Genomic DNA, 17,286 nt, shown 5'->3' on the forward strand with positions numbered 1-17,286 from the left:
ACTCGGTTTCGCATATTGTCGGCTTCTTGAAGGGCAAGACGGCCCTTTACGTAGCGAACAAATATGCGCGCAAGCGCCGCTACAAAGGGTATCACTTTTGGGCACGCGGGTATTTCGTATCGACGACGGGCTATAACGAGCAGGTCGTCAGACAATATATCCGTAATCAGGAAAAGGCCGACAAAGCTTCCGACTTTGCCGACCTCTTCAATCGTAGCTACTAAGCGCTAACAATACCGCTTCTAGCGGTTCAAGCGCAGCGTTTCAAACCTCCACCTCTGGTGGAGGTCATGACTTGTGGCTTCCTGCAGCAATGCCACCGTGGCTGCTTTGGGCCTCAACAGCCAAACTCCAAGCGCTTATACCCTTCGCCTTATCCCGCATTTTCCAAGCCATCTATGCGCGATCAGGTTAATCGCAAGACGCGTTCTCAGGGTTGACCCGACACCATCTGCGTAATGAGCGCGATACGTTGAGCCCGAAAAGCGGGTCTTATCCGCCCGTGGCGTTCAAGCTCTGCCAAACCGTGAAGTGCTGCCCAGAAGGTTTCGGTAGCGGTATCCGCATCCTGGGAGAACGGCGCGATCACCGTCGCCATGGCTCCAAAACCATCGCGAAGCTGAGCCGGCGTGTCGGATCTGGCGAAACGAAGCCCGGTCGGCAGGACGAACATTGCCTCGTACATCGCAGGGCGATCGAAAGCGAAATCAAGATAAGCGGTTGCGACGTCTTCCACGCGCTCCTTTGACGTGGACGATGGCCGGATTGCGGCGCGGAGTATCGCGGCCAATTCGCCGAAACCTTCGAGCGCGACCGCTCCGACGATCTGATCGCGATTTTCGAAATGCGAATAGAGAACCGGCTGACTGTATTCTATTTCCTCCGCGAGACGCCGGATCGTGACGGAAGCCCAGCCGTCACGTTCCGCGATCGTCCTCGCAGCGACGACGATCCTGCGTTCACGTTCGCCTCGCTCTCGAGTCTTGCGTTCGCTGATACCCACCCTGCGTCCTCAATCTGCATGCGCCGCGATTTTCCTGATGCGAAACTATCAAAAGGAACGTCGATTGACAAACTAGCAATGCTAGAATAATTATTATCGCTATAACAGCTTCATACGCTCGGTTCATCAGCGAAGAGAATATCAATGAGTCTTCCCATGAAACTTTTCACAGGCACAACGTCACTCGATACCATCCTCGTCTGGCTGGCCGCCGGGGCGTTTCTCGTTGGCGCTGTCGTCAACGCGAGCGGACATCCGAAAATCCGCGCGGGGTTCGTGCAACTTCGATTTCCGTTCTGGTGGTGCTGGGTCACGGCTGCCTTTGAGCTCGCAACCGCGGTGCTTTTGGTTACAGCCGGCACCCGATATATCGGGATTGTATTGGGCGCCTGCATCATGCTCGTCGCGATCGCTGCCATTTTTCGTATCCGGAACTATCGAGAACTTCCGCCACCTTTCGTGTTCCTGTTGCTGCTGGCACTGGCGGGTATCAGCGGCCAAGTCTGAAATCTGGCGGCAAACAAGTGCCTTCCAGATGAAGGTCTGTGCATAGCTGCCCGAAGAAAACCCCCGCCGGGGCGTCGGGTGTCTCCACCCTCTGTCATCAATCCACCTGGAAGAAGACGCCAGTCGGAGCGACCTCGCTTCCGGACAGCGCAAAGCAATGGCCAGAAGGAGGCCAAAACCATCATGTCAAATCGCACGGCAAGCACAGTCGTCGTCTATCATTCCGGCTACGGCCACACCCAGCGGATGGCGAAAGCTGTAGCGGAAGGGGCGGGCGCGGTACTTTGCGCCATCGATGCGGATGGCAACCTTTCCGATGACGGATGGGCCGCGTTGGACGCCGCCGACGCCATCGTCTTCGGATCGCCCACCTACATGGGTGGCCCGAGCTGGCAATTTAAGAAGTTCGCCGATATGTCCTCGAAGGCTTGGTTCACCAGCAAATGGCAGGACAAGGTTTTCGGAGGCTTCACCAACAGCGCCAGTTTGAACGGCGATAAACTCAATACTCTCGAATACTTCGTTCTTCTGGCGGGGCAGCACGGAGGTCTTTGGGTCAGTTTGGGGGTAAAGCCGGCGAACGTGAAGGCTTCGAAGCGCGACGATGCAAACAGGATGGGATCCTACATCGCGCCAATGGCGCAATGCGATGCGACGCAGCCCCGAGCGAAATGTCGATCGGCGACCTGGAAACTGCTCGAGCTTACGGCGAGCGCGTTGCGCGAGTTGCGCAGCGGTTCGCGTCGGCTCAAGGTGCCTGATGCCGTAACCTCAGCATGTGAAAGACAGGGGATTCCGGCGAGCAGAGCAGTTTGCCTGCAACCTGATCGGCCGATTCGCACGTGGCGATGTCAGGAAACAGGCAATAACCGAGGTTGTTCGCTCTGCTCGCCCGGCTGCACCATTGATCCGTTTTCGCCGCCTGGTGATATCAGAGCAATGTCCGCCCGCCATTGACCGCGAGCTTCTGGCCGGTGATGAAATCTGCCTTGCTGGAAGCGAGAAAGACGACGGCATCGGCAATATCTTCGGGCGTGCCGAAACGGGCCATAGGCGTATGAGCGAGATAGCCGTCCCTTGCTTCTTGCGAAGCGCCGGCATGACGCTCGACCGGAATCCAGCCGGGCGCAACGAGATTGACCGTAATCCCCTCCGGCGCCAGCTCTCTCGCCCAGGAGCGCGTCATCGATAACATGGCGCCCTTGGCGGAGGCATAATTGCCGAAATTCGGATTGCCGAGCTCGGCGATCTCGGAACCGATGTTGATGACGCGGCCGGATTTGCGCGCCCGCCAATCGGGAAGTACGGCCTGAAGCAGCTCCAGCGGCGCCTTGACGAAGAATTCGAGCTGGTCGAGGTAAGTCCGCCAGGATTGCTCCATCAGCGGCATGTCCGGCTGGGGACCCGTCGCATTGTTGACGATGAGATCGACGGGTCCGAGCGATGCTCTGATCTTTTCCAGCCCGTCCACAAGCTGGTCCTTGTCGATCACGCTGAACCGGGCGGCAAATGCCTGCCCGCCACGCTGCCGGATGGTCTCGACAACCCTCTCGGCGCCCCGCGTATCGCTCGCATAATTGACGGCGACGGCCCAGCCAGCCTCGGCAAGCTCCAAGGCGATCACCGCACCCAGACCGCGAGAGGCACCCGTTACCAGCGCTACTTTCATGACATTCCTCCTTGGAACCTGTCCGGCCCCTTTTCCTCAATGGCATCAAGCTTGGGCAGCAGCATATTGATGCCGTCCCCGCACCTACGGAACAACATGCCCATGGTGGCCGAAAGCGCCTTCCGGCCACCATTTCAGATATGGATGTTACCAGCGATGGTGAACATGCGGCGCGATCAGACGCTCGTAGATCTCGCGCGTGGCTGCCATGACATCGGCTGAAAGGGGAGCCAGATCGGCCGCGGCGGCATTGGCCTTGGCCTGCTCGGCATTGCGGGCACCAGGGATGACGACGGTGACGGCCTCGTTCATCAGGATCCAACGCAGCGCAAAAGCTGCCATGCTCACGCCGGCCGGAACCAGCTTGCGCACCTCCTCCACGGCCTGAAGACCGACTTCGAACGGTACGCCGGCAAAGGTCTCGCCGACGTCGAAGGCCTCGCCATGGCGGTTGAAGCTGCGGTGGTCGTCGCTGGCGAATTGCGTGTCACTGGTGATCTTGCCGGAGAGCAGGCCGGAGGCGAGGGGAACGCGGGCGATGACGGCCACGTTCTTGCGCTTGGCTTCCTTGAAGAACAGGTGATCGGGACGCTGTCGGAAGATGTTGTAGATGATCTGGATGCTGAGCACGCCAGGATACTCGATCGCCTTCAGCGCCTCCTCGACCAGTGCGACGCTGACGCCATATCCCTTGATTTTTCCGGCCTTGTGCAGTTCGTCGAGACCGGCGAAGACTTCGGGCCGATAAAGAACTTCAGTCGGCGGGCAGTGAAGCTGCACGAGATCAAGGCTCTCGACGCCGAGGTTCTTCAGGCTGCGGTCGATGAAGCCTTCCAGATTGGCCTTGGTATAGCCCTCGGCCACATGCGGGTTCAGCCGGCGGCCAGCCTTTGTTGCCACCATCGGGCGCTCGCCGCCACGCGCCTTCAGGACGTCGGCGATGATCTTTTCCGAGCGGCCATCGCCATAAACGTCGGCGGTATCGATGAAGGTCATGCCGGCATCGAGGGCGGCGTTCAATGCTGCGCGGCCATCGGCCTCGCTGACATCGCCCCATGCGCCGCCGATCTGCCAGGCGCCGAAGCCGACATCGGTCACGATAAAGGGCGTCCGTCCGAAAGCATGATGTCTCATGAAAAGTCTCCTCTCTTTATTCGTAAGATGATAGCGCAGTAGCAGCCGCCCGACAGGGCCACAAGCGCGGATCGGCGATTGCGGATCGCAATCGCGTGACTGAGAAATATGACAGACTCCACCTGGCTTGCGAAACCATTGGATGAAGTGGTGCATGCGGTGTTCATCGCGTCTCCGTTTCCTTAAAAGGAAAGTCCGGATATCTGACTGCTATCGGAACCCATGCCCTCTTTCAGTTTCATTCATGCCGCCGATCTGCACCTTGGCAGCCCCTTTCAAGGCCTGGCTCTGAAGGATGCCGCCGTCGCTGCGGTCTTCGTCGAAGCCAGTCGCAAGGCGTTCTCGACGCTTGTCGATCTGGCGATTGAAAGGGGCGTCGATTTCTTTGTGATTGCCGGCGATGTCTATGACGGCGACTGGAAGGACAACAAGATCGGCCTGTTCTTCAATCGCGAGATGGCGCGGCTGGAGCGCGCGGGCATTCCGGTCTATCTGCTGCGCGGCAATCACGATGCGGCAAGCGTCATCACCAAGACCATCACATTGCCGCCAAACGTCCACGAATTTCCGACGGGCAAGCCGGGCAGCGTCAGGCTGGAAGCGCTGAAGGTGGCGCTTCATGGCCAGGGCTTTGCCGAACGCTCCGCCAACGACAATCTGGCGATTTCCTACCCCGCACCCGTCTCCGGCTGGTTCAACATCGGCATTCTTCACACCTCGCTCACCGGCCGCGAGCCGCATGCGCCTTATGCTCCATGCTCTGTCGACGACTTGCGATCGCGCGGCTATGACTATTGGGCGCTCGGCCACGTGCACGACTATGAACTGGTGGCGCAGGATCCGCTCGTCATTTTCCCGGGCAATCTGCAGGGACGCAACATTCGCGAACGCGGTGCCAAGGGTGCGGTACTGGTGACCGTCGAAGACGGACGCATCGTGCATGAGCGCATCATTGTCGACGAGGCCCGTTTTGCGCAGGCCGATATTGTCGTCGATCCGGAGGACGATCAGGCGGCGATCCTGCGCCATGTGGAGCAGGCGGTGCAGCCAATTGCCGATGAGATGGCGGGTCGTATGACCGCGCTGCGCGTCCGGCTTTCCGGTGTGACGCCATTACACGGTGTGATAGCTGCCAACCGCCAGCAATGGCGCGACGAGGTGGAAGCCGCCTGCCACCGCGTGCATGAGGATATCTGGCTGGAAAAGCTGGAACTGCGGCTGGAACCGCTGCCGGAAAGATCGGCAGAGGCGGACGGCGTGCTTGATCTGCGCCAGCTACTGGCAGATCATGCCGGCGATGCCGATATTCTGGCGGAAGCTCGCCGGTTGATCGACGAGATCGCCGTGCGCCTGCCGGGTGGCCTTGGCGCAACGGAATTGCCGCTGGACGACGGCATGGACACCCTCATCGAAGAGGCGCGGCAATTGCTGCTGGCGCGCGGGCAGAGGGCAGGCTGATGCGCTTCACCCGGCTCGATATTCTCCGCTATGGCGCGCTGACCGATCGCGCGATCGATTTTCGTTCCGGTGCGCGGTTGCATGTGATCTATGGTCCGAACGAGGCAGGCAAATCCTCGGCTCTCAGTGCAATCTCCGATCTGCTGTTCGGTTTCCCCACAGCGGCCGAGCAAAGCTTCCTGCATGAACCCGGGGCTTTGCGGATCGGAGCAGACATCCGCGCGCGCGATGGTACATGCTTGAGTTTCCGTCGACGCCGTGGCCGCAAGGGAACGCTTCTGGCTCCTGATGATAAGGAGACGGCGCTCGCCGAAGATGTACTTTCGCCCTTCCTTGGCAATTTAAGCCGCGATGTCTTCGAGCGTGCCTTCGGCCTCGACTCCCAACGGCTGCGGCAAGGCGCGACCGCCATGTTGCGCAGCGGCGGCGAGATCGGCAGCCTGCTGTTCTCGGCGGCGTCCGGCCTGACCGGCCTGTCCCGCCTGCGCCAGTCGTTGGAAGTTGAAGCCGACGGCATCTATGCAGCCAGGCGCTCGAAGGATCGCGGCTTCTATCAGGCTCTCGACCGGTACGAAGATGCCCGCAAGGCAGAGCGAGACAACGAGTTGAAGTCCGGCGACTGGAAGAAGCTGCTTGCCGAAGCGGCCGAGCTGGAGACGGAACTTGCGCGCCTGCAGGCGGAGCGCCGCAGCACACGCGAGGCGCTGGACCGGCTCCAGCGGCTGAAGACCCTGCAGCCCTTGCTCGCCGAGATCGATGCGGAAAGCCAAGCACTCGACGGCCTTTCCGATCTCGCCGCCATACCGGATGGCTTCGCCGATACGCTCGAACAGAGATTGCGCGAGAGGCAGGCAAGCGAAGAGGAACTGCGCCGTGCTCGGCAAGCTGTTGCGCGCGCCGAGGAAGACCTCGCAGGCATCCAGGTGGATGAAGCGCTGCTGCAGATGTCGGGCGATATCACGCAGCTCTTTGCCGATACCGGCAACTACCGCGCCCAGCGTCACGATCTGCCGCGCGTCGATCAGGAGCTTGCCGGTTACGACATGACGCTCTCGCAGCTTGCCCGTCGCCTCGGTCTTGCCGAAGCCGAGCTGGAACGGCAGCAGCCGAGCGATATTGACCGCGTGCGCCTTTCAGAGCTGGTGGAGCAGGGCAGGCAGCTTGCGCGGCAGAGGCAGTCGCTTGCCGAGCAAGCGGACAGTGAGCGCAAGCATTTGGCCACGCTCGAGAAGGACAGCCTCAACGGGCGGCTGATCGACCCGAGACCTTATATTGACCAGCTTGAGGCTTTGGGCAGCGATCTCTCTGCCTTGGCCCGCCTCGACGGACTGGAAACGCAGATACGTCGCACCGAAGCCGATCTTCATGAGGCAGCCGCGCGGCTGCAGCCACCTGTCGGTGACATTGGTGCATTGTTCTCGGTACCGCTGCCGGAAGTGCCGGAGATTACAGGACATCGCGATATCATCGACGCCGCTCGATCGAAGGTGCGTGAGGCTACCGCCAAGCTGCAGACCTACGATGAGCAACTGGCTGAGATAGCACGAACGCTTGTGGATGCCGAGCGCACCGGGCCGATCGTCACGCGCGAACAGCTCATCGCCGCGCGTGAAAATCGCGATGCGCAATGGGCCGTCATCCAGCAGAGATGGACGGACGGCGCCGTGCCGGAGACTAAGCTGCTTGCGGCACTGACCGTCAGCGTGGCCGAGGCGGACCGTCTGGCCGATGCCGCCCTGAGTGATGCGGATCGTGTCGCACGCCATGCCGATTATCGTTTGCGGCAGGCGCGTCTAATGCAGGAGCGGGAGGAGGCTTACGGTCGGTTCAGGGGTTGCGAGAAAGCGCTGAAGGATGCACAGGCAGCCTTTGCAGCCCTTTTTGAGCCTTGCGGCGTCGATGCCATCGACCCATCGACGATGCTGGAATGGCGCCGCGGAGTAGAGCTGCTGCGACGCGAGCGCAAGGCGTTGCGAGAGCTAGTCGATCAACGGGATGAGAATGCGTTGGCCGAAGACCGCGTCTTGCCCGCTCTGCAGGATATCGTCGAGGCAACCGGCTATAAGAGCGGCCGCCTTCCGCCGGCAGCGATTGCGGAAGGTCTGCGCAAGCATCTGCGTCTTCTGTCCGAACGCTGGAGCGAAAGCCGCACGCGAGAAGGGGAGATCGGCGCGGCGCGTGAACGGTTGGCCCGGTTCGACGACCAGCAACAGAGCTTGGAACGACAGTACACCGATTGGCGCGGCGCATTCGCCAAAGCCGCGGAACTGCTCGGTCTGCCGTCCGACACGACCCTGGACATGGCGAGTGCCGCCCTGAAGGCATGGCAGGAGCTGCCCGATGTCCTGGCGGAGCGCGAAAACCGCCTGCGTAGGGTCAATGGCATGCGGCGCGACATGGCGGATTTCGAGCGGCGACTGGCGACCCTTGCCGCCAATAGCGGTTATGAGCTGGACCATCTGCCACCGGATGCTGCTGCCGAGGCGCTGCACACCCGCGTCAACGCCACGCGCGGCGAGTTGAAGAAGCGCGACGCCCTGGAAGAAGAGCAGCAGCGCGGGGAAGGGCTCGTGGCACGCCAGGAGGCTGCGCTCGCAGCCATTGTTGCTGAACTCGATCATCTGACTGCAGATCTAGGCGGTATGGAGGACCTGCCGGCACTCCTTTCTCGCCTGCGCGAACGCACGCGTCTCACCGCCCGGCTCGTCGAAAGCCGCGATCGTTTCCGCCAGCAGGCTGACGGCAAGGCCGAAGACGATCTTCGCGCCGAGCTGGCCGGCTTCGAACGCGTCGCCGCCGATCTCGAAATCGAGCGGCTGACCGAGGAAGACCAGCGGCAGTTCGCCGTGCATGGCGAACTTTCCGCACGGCTGGCGGAGAACCGCCGCCAGCGGCAGGGGCTTGAAACAGGCGTCAGCGCCGAATACGCGGTTTTTGAAAAGCTCTCGGCCGAGCAGGAGGCAAAGGATCTCGCGCGGCAATGGGTTGTCCTGAAGATTGCGGCCCGCATGCTCGCCGGTTCGATGGAGGCTTATCGTGAGAAGCAGGCCGATCCGGTTATCCGGCGTGCCGGTGAGCTGTTCTCGCAGCTGACGGGTGGCCGCTTCTCCCGCCTGGTCGAAGCCCACGATGAAAGCGACGCGCTGCAGTTGCTGGCGGAACGGGCGGCCGGCGAACGCGTGCCGCTCGACGGCTTGAGCGAAGGCACTGGCGATCAGCTTTATCTCGCGCTGCGGCTGGCATTCCTCGAAGACTATTCCGCCCGCAACGAGCCTGCGCCGCTGATCGTCGACGACATCTTCCAGACCTTCGACGACGAGCGCGTTCGGGCGGGTCTACAGGTACTGGCCGCAACGGCCGATCGCTTCCAGACGATCCTCTTTACCCATGAGAGAAGTGTGGTCGACATTGCCAAAAGCGAAATCGGCAAGGATCTGGATCTGATCCAGCTCTGACCGGCTCGCAGATCGCGCTACGGCATCGACGGGAATGGTGCCCGATGCCAAGGGACGCTATCCGATCGTCTACCGTTTTGACATGTCCAATCCCGATAGCCTGATCGTTGGACAGACCTTCCCGGTCAAGAGCCGCGACGTTATCTATGTCTCGCGTCATCCGTCGGTTGATATTCGAAAATTCTTGAACCTTATCGGCACGCCATTGGGTATTGCCTCGCAAGGAGCGGCGACTGCGGCGAATCTGGGACAGTAGCCGGGCGATGGGGCTTTGCAGCTCTGGCGACGGCTGCTTGTGCCTCTATTCGTTGGTGAGTGCCGACATCTGTATGATCGTGACGGATCATGCCTTGTGAACGGGCGGAATTCGTCGCGAACTGAATGCGGAAATAATTACAGGGAACGTGAACAAGGGCAGCGATTTTCTACGCGGTGAGGGGCTGAGAGATCTCATATTGCATCGGTTGTTGCACTGCCGCATACTGGTTGTACACGCAGATTTTTTATCAGTGACAACCATAGATAATGATGATGTGGGCAGTTGATATTGAAATTGGTCAGCCTGGTGCACTTCGTAGAATATTGCTGAGATATCATGACGGTTGAAATTATCGGACGCGCAAGCGTTGCCCCCGGGGCGGGTTCGATTGAAGAACTGCAGCTTGTCCTCAAGGAAGGACGTTGCACGATAAGCCGTATACCTGAAGAGCGCTGGGATCTCGCTCGCTTTTGGCATCCGGCTGTGGGCGTTCCGGGCAAGGCCTACACATATGCAGCCGGCGTTCTTGACAATGTCTACGCCTTCGACCCCATGGTTTTCGGCCTCTCTCAGCGCGAAGCGATGCAGATGGACCCGCAGCAGCGCATCCTTCTCAATGTCGTCTGGCGGGCTTTGGAAGATGCAAATCTGCCGATTGACGGTTTCGAGGGGCAGCGGGTCGGCGTCTATGTCGGCGCATCTTCCCTTGAGCACGGGAACCTGACGCTTGAAGATCCGGCCTCGGGCGGCCCGTATTTCATGACGGGCAATACGCTTTCGATCGTTTCCAATCGCATCTCGCACATATTCGGCCTGCGCGGGCCAAGCATGACGATCGACACGGCCTGTTCCTCGTCGCTGGTTGCGCTCGACCAGGCGGTCAGGGCGTTGGAAGGCGGCGAAATCGATACCGCAATCGTTGGCGGCATCAATGTTCTGCTCCATCCGATGTCCTTTGTCGGCTTTGCACAGGCGCGCATGCTGTCGCCGGAAGGCCTCTGCCGCGCCTATGACGACGATGGACGCGGTTATGTTCGGGCAGAAGGCGGTGCGGCGATCGTGTTGCGTCGCACGGATGTCGCCCTGCGCGAGAAGGACCGCAGCTATGCCAGGATCCATGCCGTTGGCGTCAATTCCTCGGGGCGGACCAACGGCATCTCCATGCCGTCGCGGGAGGCGCAGGCAGCCTTGCTGCAGTCGATCTATGAAGGGCATGGGATCGATGTCAATCGCATTGCCTTCATCGAAGGCCATGGAACGGGAACGAAAGTCGGCGATCCCGCCGAAATCTGGGCGATCGGCGAAGTCATAGGACGCAACCGGCGGGCGCCGGTGCCAATCGGGTCGATCAAGACCAATATCGGCCATACCGAACCCGCATCCGGCCTGTTCGGACTGCTGAAGGCAATCATCGCGCTGGAGAATAATTTCCTTCCGGCTTCCCTGCATTTCGACCGCCCCAACGAGGCGATCGACTTCGAAGGTTTGAACGTCCGCGTCAATACATCCGCGATCGAATTGCTCCCTGCGAAGCAACCGCGTTTTGCTGGTATCAACTCTTTTGGTTTTGGTGGCACCAACGCACACGTCGTCATCAGTGATCCCGATCCGGTTGCTCCGCCCGAGCCGCAAATCAGAGGCGAGGGGCTAGTTTTTGCGGCGAGCGCCCATACGGCTTCCGCGCTTTCAAAGTTGCTCGCGGAATACAAAATGCGTCTTGAAAGCGCCGAGCCCAGGGACGCCCGGCAGATCGTCTCCTCCGCCGCTGCCAATCGCGAGCCTATGCGTCATCGTTTTGCGGCGCGGGCGAAGGATAGTGCGGCGATACTTGCCGCGATCGACGCGCACCTGTCCGGCAAAATGTCGGTCGGCGAGGCGGGCGAGGCACCGGCGCAAGCCGCCAGGATTGCCTTCGTCTTTTCCGGCAATGGGTCGCAATGGGCAGGCATGGGTGTGGGTGCCTACGAGGAAAACCGCCATTTCCGCCAATGCTTCCAATCCTTCAGCGCCCTTTTCGAATATTATCTCGGCGAGAAGCTGACGGATATACTGGTCGCCGCGGATCTTTCCGCTCGGCTTGCCGACACCAAGATTGCGCAACCGCTGCTGTTTGCAATCCAGGCGTCTCTCTCGGACTGCCTGTGGTCGATGGGTGTCAGGCCGGATGCCGTTCTCGGCCATTCGGTCGGCGAAATCGCCGCAGCTTATGCCGCCAAGGCGCTGACGGCTGCCGAGGCGGTCGCAATCGTCGCCAAGCGCTCGCTGCATCAGGATCTTCTTGCCGGCGAAGGCAAGATGGCTGCCGTTGTACTGGGCGAGGATGCCGCCTTGGCTTTTGCGAGGTCCCATGGCCTCGACAATATCTGTATTGCGGCGATCAATGCGCCGAATTCGGTAACGATCTCCGGGCCGGTCGACGAGGTGGAAGCTTTCAGGGATGCGGCGCGCAAATCCCAGATCGTCGTGCACATTCTCGATATCAACTATCCGTTCCATCACCCGATCATCGATCGTGCCAGGGATGCCTTTCTGACCGATCTGCCCGATCTGGCGCCTGATAGCGGGGCAGGGACCTTCATTTCGACCGTGACTGGCGAACTGCGCGACGGGCGGCTGCTCGATACGCAATACTGGTGGCGGAACGTCCGCGATCCCGTACTCTTCAAGGCCGGCTGTCAGACGGCCATGGCGATGGGATGCAACCTCTTCATCGAAATTTCGCCGCGCCCGATCCTGTCCAACTATGTGACGGAGATCGCCAAGCAAGCTTCGGTTCAAGTCATTGCCATACCGACCTTGCTGCGCGAAGCGCCCGTTGCCGGTCACGATCCGGTTTCACAATCATTCGCGAGGGCAGTCGCCAACGGTGCGCCGGCGCTACGCGCACGCGGCAGCGCCACGCGCAACGCTTTCGTCAGGCTGCCGTCCCTGCCGTTCGAACCGATGGAGTTGCGCACGCAACCGACAGCCGACGAGATCGATATTTTCGGTCGCGACCGAAAGAATCCCTATACGCTGCTCGGCTGGCGGACCGACCTCAATGGTTCGACGTGGAAGAACCATCTCGACGCTCGTCTTTTTCCGGATCTTGCCGAGCATGTGGTCGACGGCAAGGCAATCATGCCCGGCAGCGGCTTCGTCGAAATCGCCGTTACGGCGGCACAGCAATATTATGGGGCGGACGAGGTTGAGATCGGCAATCTCGAAATCATGCGGCCGCTTGAGTTGTCGCAGGATCACATGGTCGAGCTGTCGACCATCCTGTCGTCCGAAACCGGCGATATCGAGATCCGGTCGCGCGAACGCCTCAGCCGTGACGAATGGACGGTGCATGCCGTCGGGCGATGCCGCAAGCCTCTGAGCGGCGAGAGCTTCGCCGAAGCTGTCGAACGATCGGGCAGGGATCGCAAATCTCTTCTGACCTCCGAAGTGACCTATGAAACCGCAGAACGTTTCGGACTGCATTACGGCCCGCATTTCCGGCTTTTGGCAAAGGCGATCGCTTTCGGTCACGATCTCATCGAGGTGGATCTGAAGCCGCCGGCCGCACCTGCGCATCCTTTCGGAACTTACAATCTCAATCCCATGTCGGTCGACGCCGCGTTTCACGGTCTCGTTGCATTATTCGATCAGTTGTCCGGCGATGAGGCCGGCGCGCCCTATATCCCCGTTCACTTCGGCACCGTGACGGCTTTCGGCAGGCGAAGATCGATTGTCAAGGCGCGGATCGAGATCGATCGGTTCAGCGCAAATTCGGTCAAGGCATGTTTTGCCTTGTTCGATGCGAGTGGCAAGCCGGTAGCGGTTCTCGATGATTGCCGCTTCCGCCGCACGCAACTGCGCCGCCGGGCAACGCTGGAGTCCGTTGCGTTTCACTACGAGAGCATACCATCGACTACTCTTGCCGGCAGGGGCGAAGTCGGCACCGGCGCATTGCAGATTTCATCGCAGTCGAGCTTCGAAGGAAACCGGGCGCTCAACAATGCGAGCCTTCTTCTCGATGCGGCGATCTATCGCGCCTGCCACGACATAGCGCTGACCTTAGCCGATCGCAGGGGCAGCGTCGCGTTCTCCAACCTACCCGGCGATGCCGAGTTCAGGTCGTTTCTCGTCAATTGCCTCTATATTCTCGAGGACGCCGGCATAGCGACGGCAAATGAGGGCAAATGGGAGGTTCCGCAAGAGCCGACATTGCCTCCGCTGGCTGAATTGCTGCAGGAAATCTATCGCGAGGATGCAGAGCGCGTGGCGGAGGCCGTTCTCGTAGGCAATGCCTATCGCGAGACACTCGAGCATTTGGCGATGATCCGGCCGCATGTCGTGGAGCAGGAGCCAGCGAATCGAGGCACAAGCATTTCGAGTGGAGCGACCCTGGAGCATATGCTTCTTCACTCTCCTTTGAGCGAAAGGCGGCTTTCCCTGCTTGCGGAGGCCCTGACGTCCGCCATCAAAGCCAATGCCGGGGAGATCGAGCACATTCTTGAGATCGGTTCCGTATCTGCCGCTTTCAGCCGCAAGCTGGCGGCCGCTGCCTCCGTGGCTGGCGCATGCCTTCTCATCGCCGAACCGCGCGAGCACGCCCGCCGCGCGCTGGAGATCGCTTTCGAGCGCGATGCGCATGTCATCGTGACGGACCCCGCCAGGCTGGCGGATCGCACCATTGCCGACGTCGTCGTCGCGTCCGGCGATCAGAGCCAGCATCTGATGCGGCACAATGACGACATCAGGCGGATTTTGCGGAAGGTCGCCGTCGGCGGTGGTCAATTGTTGCTGGCCGACCGTGCGCCGAGCGCCTTCAATGATTTCGTCTTCGGCCTGTCCGACGGCTGGTTTGCAGATAGCCAATCGCCGGAATTCCCGGTCGGGCGGCTCGGTACGCCGCAACAGATCGAAGATCTGCTGGAAACACTTGGCTTTGCCAAGCCTCGGATCCGCGAACTGACCTTCCCCGAAGGTTCCCTGATCGCAGTGACGGCTGTATCTGAACGGCGACCGGAAACGTCGAGCGCCGCTGAAGCCGCCGAGCCGATCCTGATCCTGTCGGAGCAAGGCAGGAACGGCCTGGCCAAACTCGATAAGAGAATGACGGTCATCGATCTCGGTGCGTCGCCTTCAGATCTTGCCAATATCGTCAGTGCAATCGATCGCGATACTCGTGGGATCGTCTATCTCGCAAACAGGAAGTCCGGCGAGGCGACGGAACTCTCGCTGTCCCGTCTGTCGGTCTTTGCCGAATTGACTAATCTATTGTCGCGGAAAAGCGATGGAGCAAAGTTCCGGCTGATCGTCGTTGCCCCGGGCGGTTCCCCGCTGGCGGCTAGTCCTGTCGACGAGGCCAATGCGGGCCTTTGGGCCTTCGGACGTGTCCTTCAAAACGAATATGATGCCTTCGATGTGCATCTGCTGGATGCCGATGCGGATGACAAGCGGATTGTTGCGGTCATCGACGCGCTGGTGGCGGCGGAGACGGAGAACAGGGAGTGGGTTCTGGATCGCCTGACCGGAAAAGTCCGCGAAATCAGAGCCGCTGCCGGCCCCTTCGGTGCCGGCGAAGCGAGCCGCCGCGATTTCGAGGCTGCAACGATTCGCCAGCGTGTCGCCGGTCGCCTGGACAGCATGGCCTGGGAGGAAACCAGCCTTCCCGTGCCTGGCGAAGGCGAGGTCGTCGTTTCGGTCGAAGCCACCGGCCTCAACTTCCGCGATGTCATGTGGGCGATGGGTCTCCTGCCCGAAGAGGCCCTGGAAGATGGCTTCGCCGGTACCACGATCGGCATGGAATTTGCGGGCAGAATTTCGGCCGTGGGCGATGCGGTCGATGATCTCCAGCCGGGCGACAGGGTTATGGGCATCGGGCCGGCTGCATTCTCGACCCATGTTCGGGTCCGGCGCGACGGCGTGACCAAGCTGCCGGAGCGAATGAAAGCCGCTGCTGCCGCGACGGTGCCGGTTGCTTTTCTGACGGCCTATTACGCGATGGTCGAGCTCGGGCGCATTCAGCCGGGTGAGACCATTCTGATCCATGGCGCTGCCGGCGGCGTCGGTCTGGCGGCACTCCAGATCGCCAAGCATAGAGGTGCCAGGGTGATCGCCACGGCCGGCACGGTCGAGAAGCGCGGCTTCCTTGAAATGCTCGGCGCCGATCATGTGCTCGATTCCCGCTCTCTGGATTTCGTCTCGGGCGTACGCCGTCTTACCGGCGGCGAGGGCGTGGATCTCGTTCTCAACTCGCTTTTCTCCGAAGCGATGGAGCGAAGCATCGAGCTGGTCAAACCCTTCGGTCGTTTTCTGGAACTTGGCAAGCGCGACTATTATGCCGACCGCAAGATCGGCCTGCGGCCTTTCCGGCGCAATGTCAGCTATTTCGGCATCGATGCGGATCAGCTGCTGGTCAATGCGCCCGATCTTGCGCGGCGTATTTTCACCGAGATCGGACAGCTTTTTGCTGAAGAAAAGCTGACGCCGCTGCCATATCGCGCCTTCGCCCATGACGAGATCGGCAATGCATTCCGCTTGATGCAGAATGCCGGCCATATCGGCAAGATTGTCGTGCGGCCACCCGTTCCGGGGGTCGATAGCGTCTTGCGGGCTCCGGCAAAATCCTTGCGTTTCGATGCCAGGGGCATTTTCCTGGTTGCGGGCGGTATCGGCGGCTTCGGGCTTTCCGCCGCCGATTGGCTCGTCTCCAGAGGCGCGCGCCGCATAGCCTTGTGCTCGCGCCGAGGCATTGCCGATACGGAAACCAGCAAGGCGATGGCCGATTGGGCAAGGCGAGGCGTCGTGGCGACGCTGCATGCCTGCGATATTACCGATACTGCCGCGGTCGAAACGCTGCTTGCGTCGCTTCGCGCCGAAGGAGCGCTGAAGGGTGTCGTTCACGCCGCTATGGTCCTGGATGATGCGCTTCTTGCCAATCTGACGCCCGAGCGCAATCGCCCTGTTCTCGAGGTCAAGATGCGCGGCGCCGAAACTCTCGACCGTTTAACGCGGGGCGACGAGCTTGAGCTCTTTCTGCTCTTCTCTTCGGCAACGACCATGCTCGGCAATCCTGGGCAAGCCAATTATGTGATGGCAAACGGCTATCTGGAAGGCCTGGCCCGCGCGCGTCGCGCTGCCGGCAAGCCGACCTTGGCCGTCGGCTTCGGCGCCATCGCCGACAAGGGCTTCCTTGCGCGCAACGGCGAGGTCAATGATCTTCTGTCCAAGCGCCTGGGCAACGCCGCATTGAAGGCGCGCGATGCGCTGGAACAGGTGGAGCGCTATATTCTGGCCGACACCGGCGCTGTCGATGCCGCAGCCGTCATGATCGCAGAGATCGACTGGAATGCCGTTCGCCTGTTGCCGATCGCCGATCGTTCGCTTTTCGAACCGCTGATGCGGTATACGGGCAGCCGTCAAGCTCTGAACGAGGGAGACAGCATCGATCTAAGGGAGTTGATCAGCGGCAAATCGGAGGAGGAGGCCCGAGCCGCCCTGCATGCGCTCGTTGCTGCGGAAATCGCCGCGATTCTGCGTGTCACTGAGGATAGCGTGACGCCCGACAAGGTCTTGAAGGATATCGGCCTCGATAGCCTGATGGCGATGGAACTCGGCATGAGCTTCCAGCAGAAGACCGGTTTCGACATTCCTTTGAGCGGTGTCGGCGAGGGCACGACGGTCGGCGACGTTGTCGGCCGTTTGCGGGACCGTGTCATGAATCGCAATGGCGACGATGTGAAGGCTGCTGCCGCGGGCAATGACCAGATCGTCGAGCAGCTGGCGCGCAGCCATGCCGCGGAACAGGAAAAAAGGGCCGCTCAGTGAC

The 17,286-nt window shown here is 60.8% G+C and carries 8 protein-coding genes and 2 pseudogenes; 7 read left to right on the top strand and 3 right to left on the bottom strand.

All coding sequences use genetic code 11. From position 1 onward, the window contains the following. The coding region (locus tag PH552_RS11115; RefSeq protein WP_285165947.1) for a transposase at nt 1-224 on the top strand (224 nt) is incomplete at its 5' end. A gap of 206 nt (nt 225-430) precedes the next feature. Here the strand turns inward: PH552_RS11115 and PH552_RS11120 are convergent. Next, nucleotides 431-1,003 carry a TetR/AcrR family transcriptional regulator gene (locus PH552_RS11120; RefSeq protein WP_112344192.1) on the bottom strand — a complete coding sequence of 191 codons (573 nt, stop codon included), beginning with the start codon at nt 1,001-1,003 and terminating at the stop codon, nt 431-433. A 156-nt stretch (nt 1,004-1,159) separates the two neighbouring features. On the opposite strand from PH552_RS11120, the gene PH552_RS11125 reads away from it, so the two are divergent. After that, complete coding sequence (locus tag PH552_RS11125; protein ID WP_246698639.1) at nt 1,160-1,510, top strand: DoxX family protein; 351 nt, start codon at nt 1,160-1,162, stop codon at nt 1,508-1,510. A 183-nt stretch (nt 1,511-1,693) separates the two neighbouring features. Next, nucleotides 1,694-2,271: pseudogene (locus tag PH552_RS11130) on the top strand (flavodoxin family protein). Nucleotides 2,272-2,441: 170 nt separating this feature from the next. On the opposite strand, the gene PH552_RS11135 reads toward PH552_RS11130, so the two are convergent. Continuing rightward, nucleotides 2,442-3,179 carry an SDR family oxidoreductase gene (locus PH552_RS11135; RefSeq protein WP_112344195.1) on the bottom strand — a complete coding sequence of 246 codons (738 nt, stop codon included), beginning with the start codon at nt 3,177-3,179 and terminating at the stop codon, nt 2,442-2,444. 147 nt (nt 3,180-3,326) lie between these two features. After that, nucleotides 3,327-4,313 (bottom strand): aldo/keto reductase, encoded by a 987-nt coding sequence (locus PH552_RS11140; RefSeq protein WP_113250620.1) that lies wholly within the window; start codon nt 4,311-4,313, stop codon nt 3,327-3,329. Between the two features lie 222 nt (nt 4,314-4,535). On the opposite strand from PH552_RS11140, the gene PH552_RS11145 reads away from it, so the two are divergent. The 4 genes and pseudogenes from PH552_RS11145 (at nt 4,536) to PH552_RS11160 (ending at nt 17,285) form a co-directional block, all read left to right on the top strand. Continuing rightward, the gene (locus tag PH552_RS11145) at nt 4,536-5,771 is read left to right on the top strand and encodes a metallophosphoesterase family protein (protein ID WP_183764930.1); all 1,236 of its coding nucleotides are present in this window, start codon (nt 4,536-4,538) and stop codon (nt 5,769-5,771) included. Beyond that, on the top strand, nt 5,771-9,226 hold the full coding sequence (locus PH552_RS11150) for an ATP-binding protein (RefSeq protein WP_183764933.1): 3,456 nt from the start codon (nt 5,771-5,773) through the stop codon (nt 9,224-9,226). Before PH552_RS11145 ends, PH552_RS11150 begins: the two co-directional genes overlap by 1 nt. 25 nt (nt 9,227-9,251) lie before the next feature. After that, nucleotides 9,252-9,482 (top strand): annotated as a pseudogene (locus PH552_RS11155) (polysaccharide biosynthesis/export family protein); the annotation flags it as partial. Between the two features lie 339 nt (nt 9,483-9,821). Further along, nucleotides 9,822-17,285, top strand: a complete 7,464-nt coding sequence (locus PH552_RS11160; protein ID WP_183764936.1) for a type I polyketide synthase — start codon at nt 9,822-9,824, stop codon at nt 17,283-17,285. Nucleotide 17,286: the final 1 nt, after the last annotated feature.

The organism is Rhizobium aureum (assembly GCF_030182495.1).
GTDB lineage: Bacteria > Pseudomonadota > Alphaproteobacteria > Rhizobiales > Rhizobiaceae > Rhizobium > Rhizobium tropici_C.

Bases quoted from the DNA above. Each gene is read 5' to 3' on its own strand.
- PH552_RS11125 (WP_246698639.1), top strand. From the start codon at position 1,160: ATGAAACTTTTCACAGGCACAACGTCACTCGATACCATCCTCGTCTGG.
- PH552_RS11135 (WP_112344195.1), bottom strand. From the start codon at position 3,179: ATGAAAGTAGCGCTGGTAACGGGTGCCTCTCGCGGTCTGGGTGCGGTG.
- PH552_RS11140 (WP_113250620.1), bottom strand. From the start codon at position 4,313: ATGAGACATCATGCTTTCGGACGGACGCCCTTTATCGTGACCGATGTC.
- PH552_RS11145 (WP_183764930.1), top strand. From the start codon at position 4,536: ATGCCCTCTTTCAGTTTCATTCATGCCGCCGATCTGCACCTTGGCAGC.
- PH552_RS11150 (WP_183764933.1), top strand. From the start codon at position 5,771: ATGCGCTTCACCCGGCTCGATATTCTCCGCTATGGCGCGCTGACCGAT.
- PH552_RS11160 (WP_183764936.1), top strand. From the start codon at position 9,822: ATGACGGTTGAAATTATCGGACGCGCAAGCGTTGCCCCCGGGGCGGGT.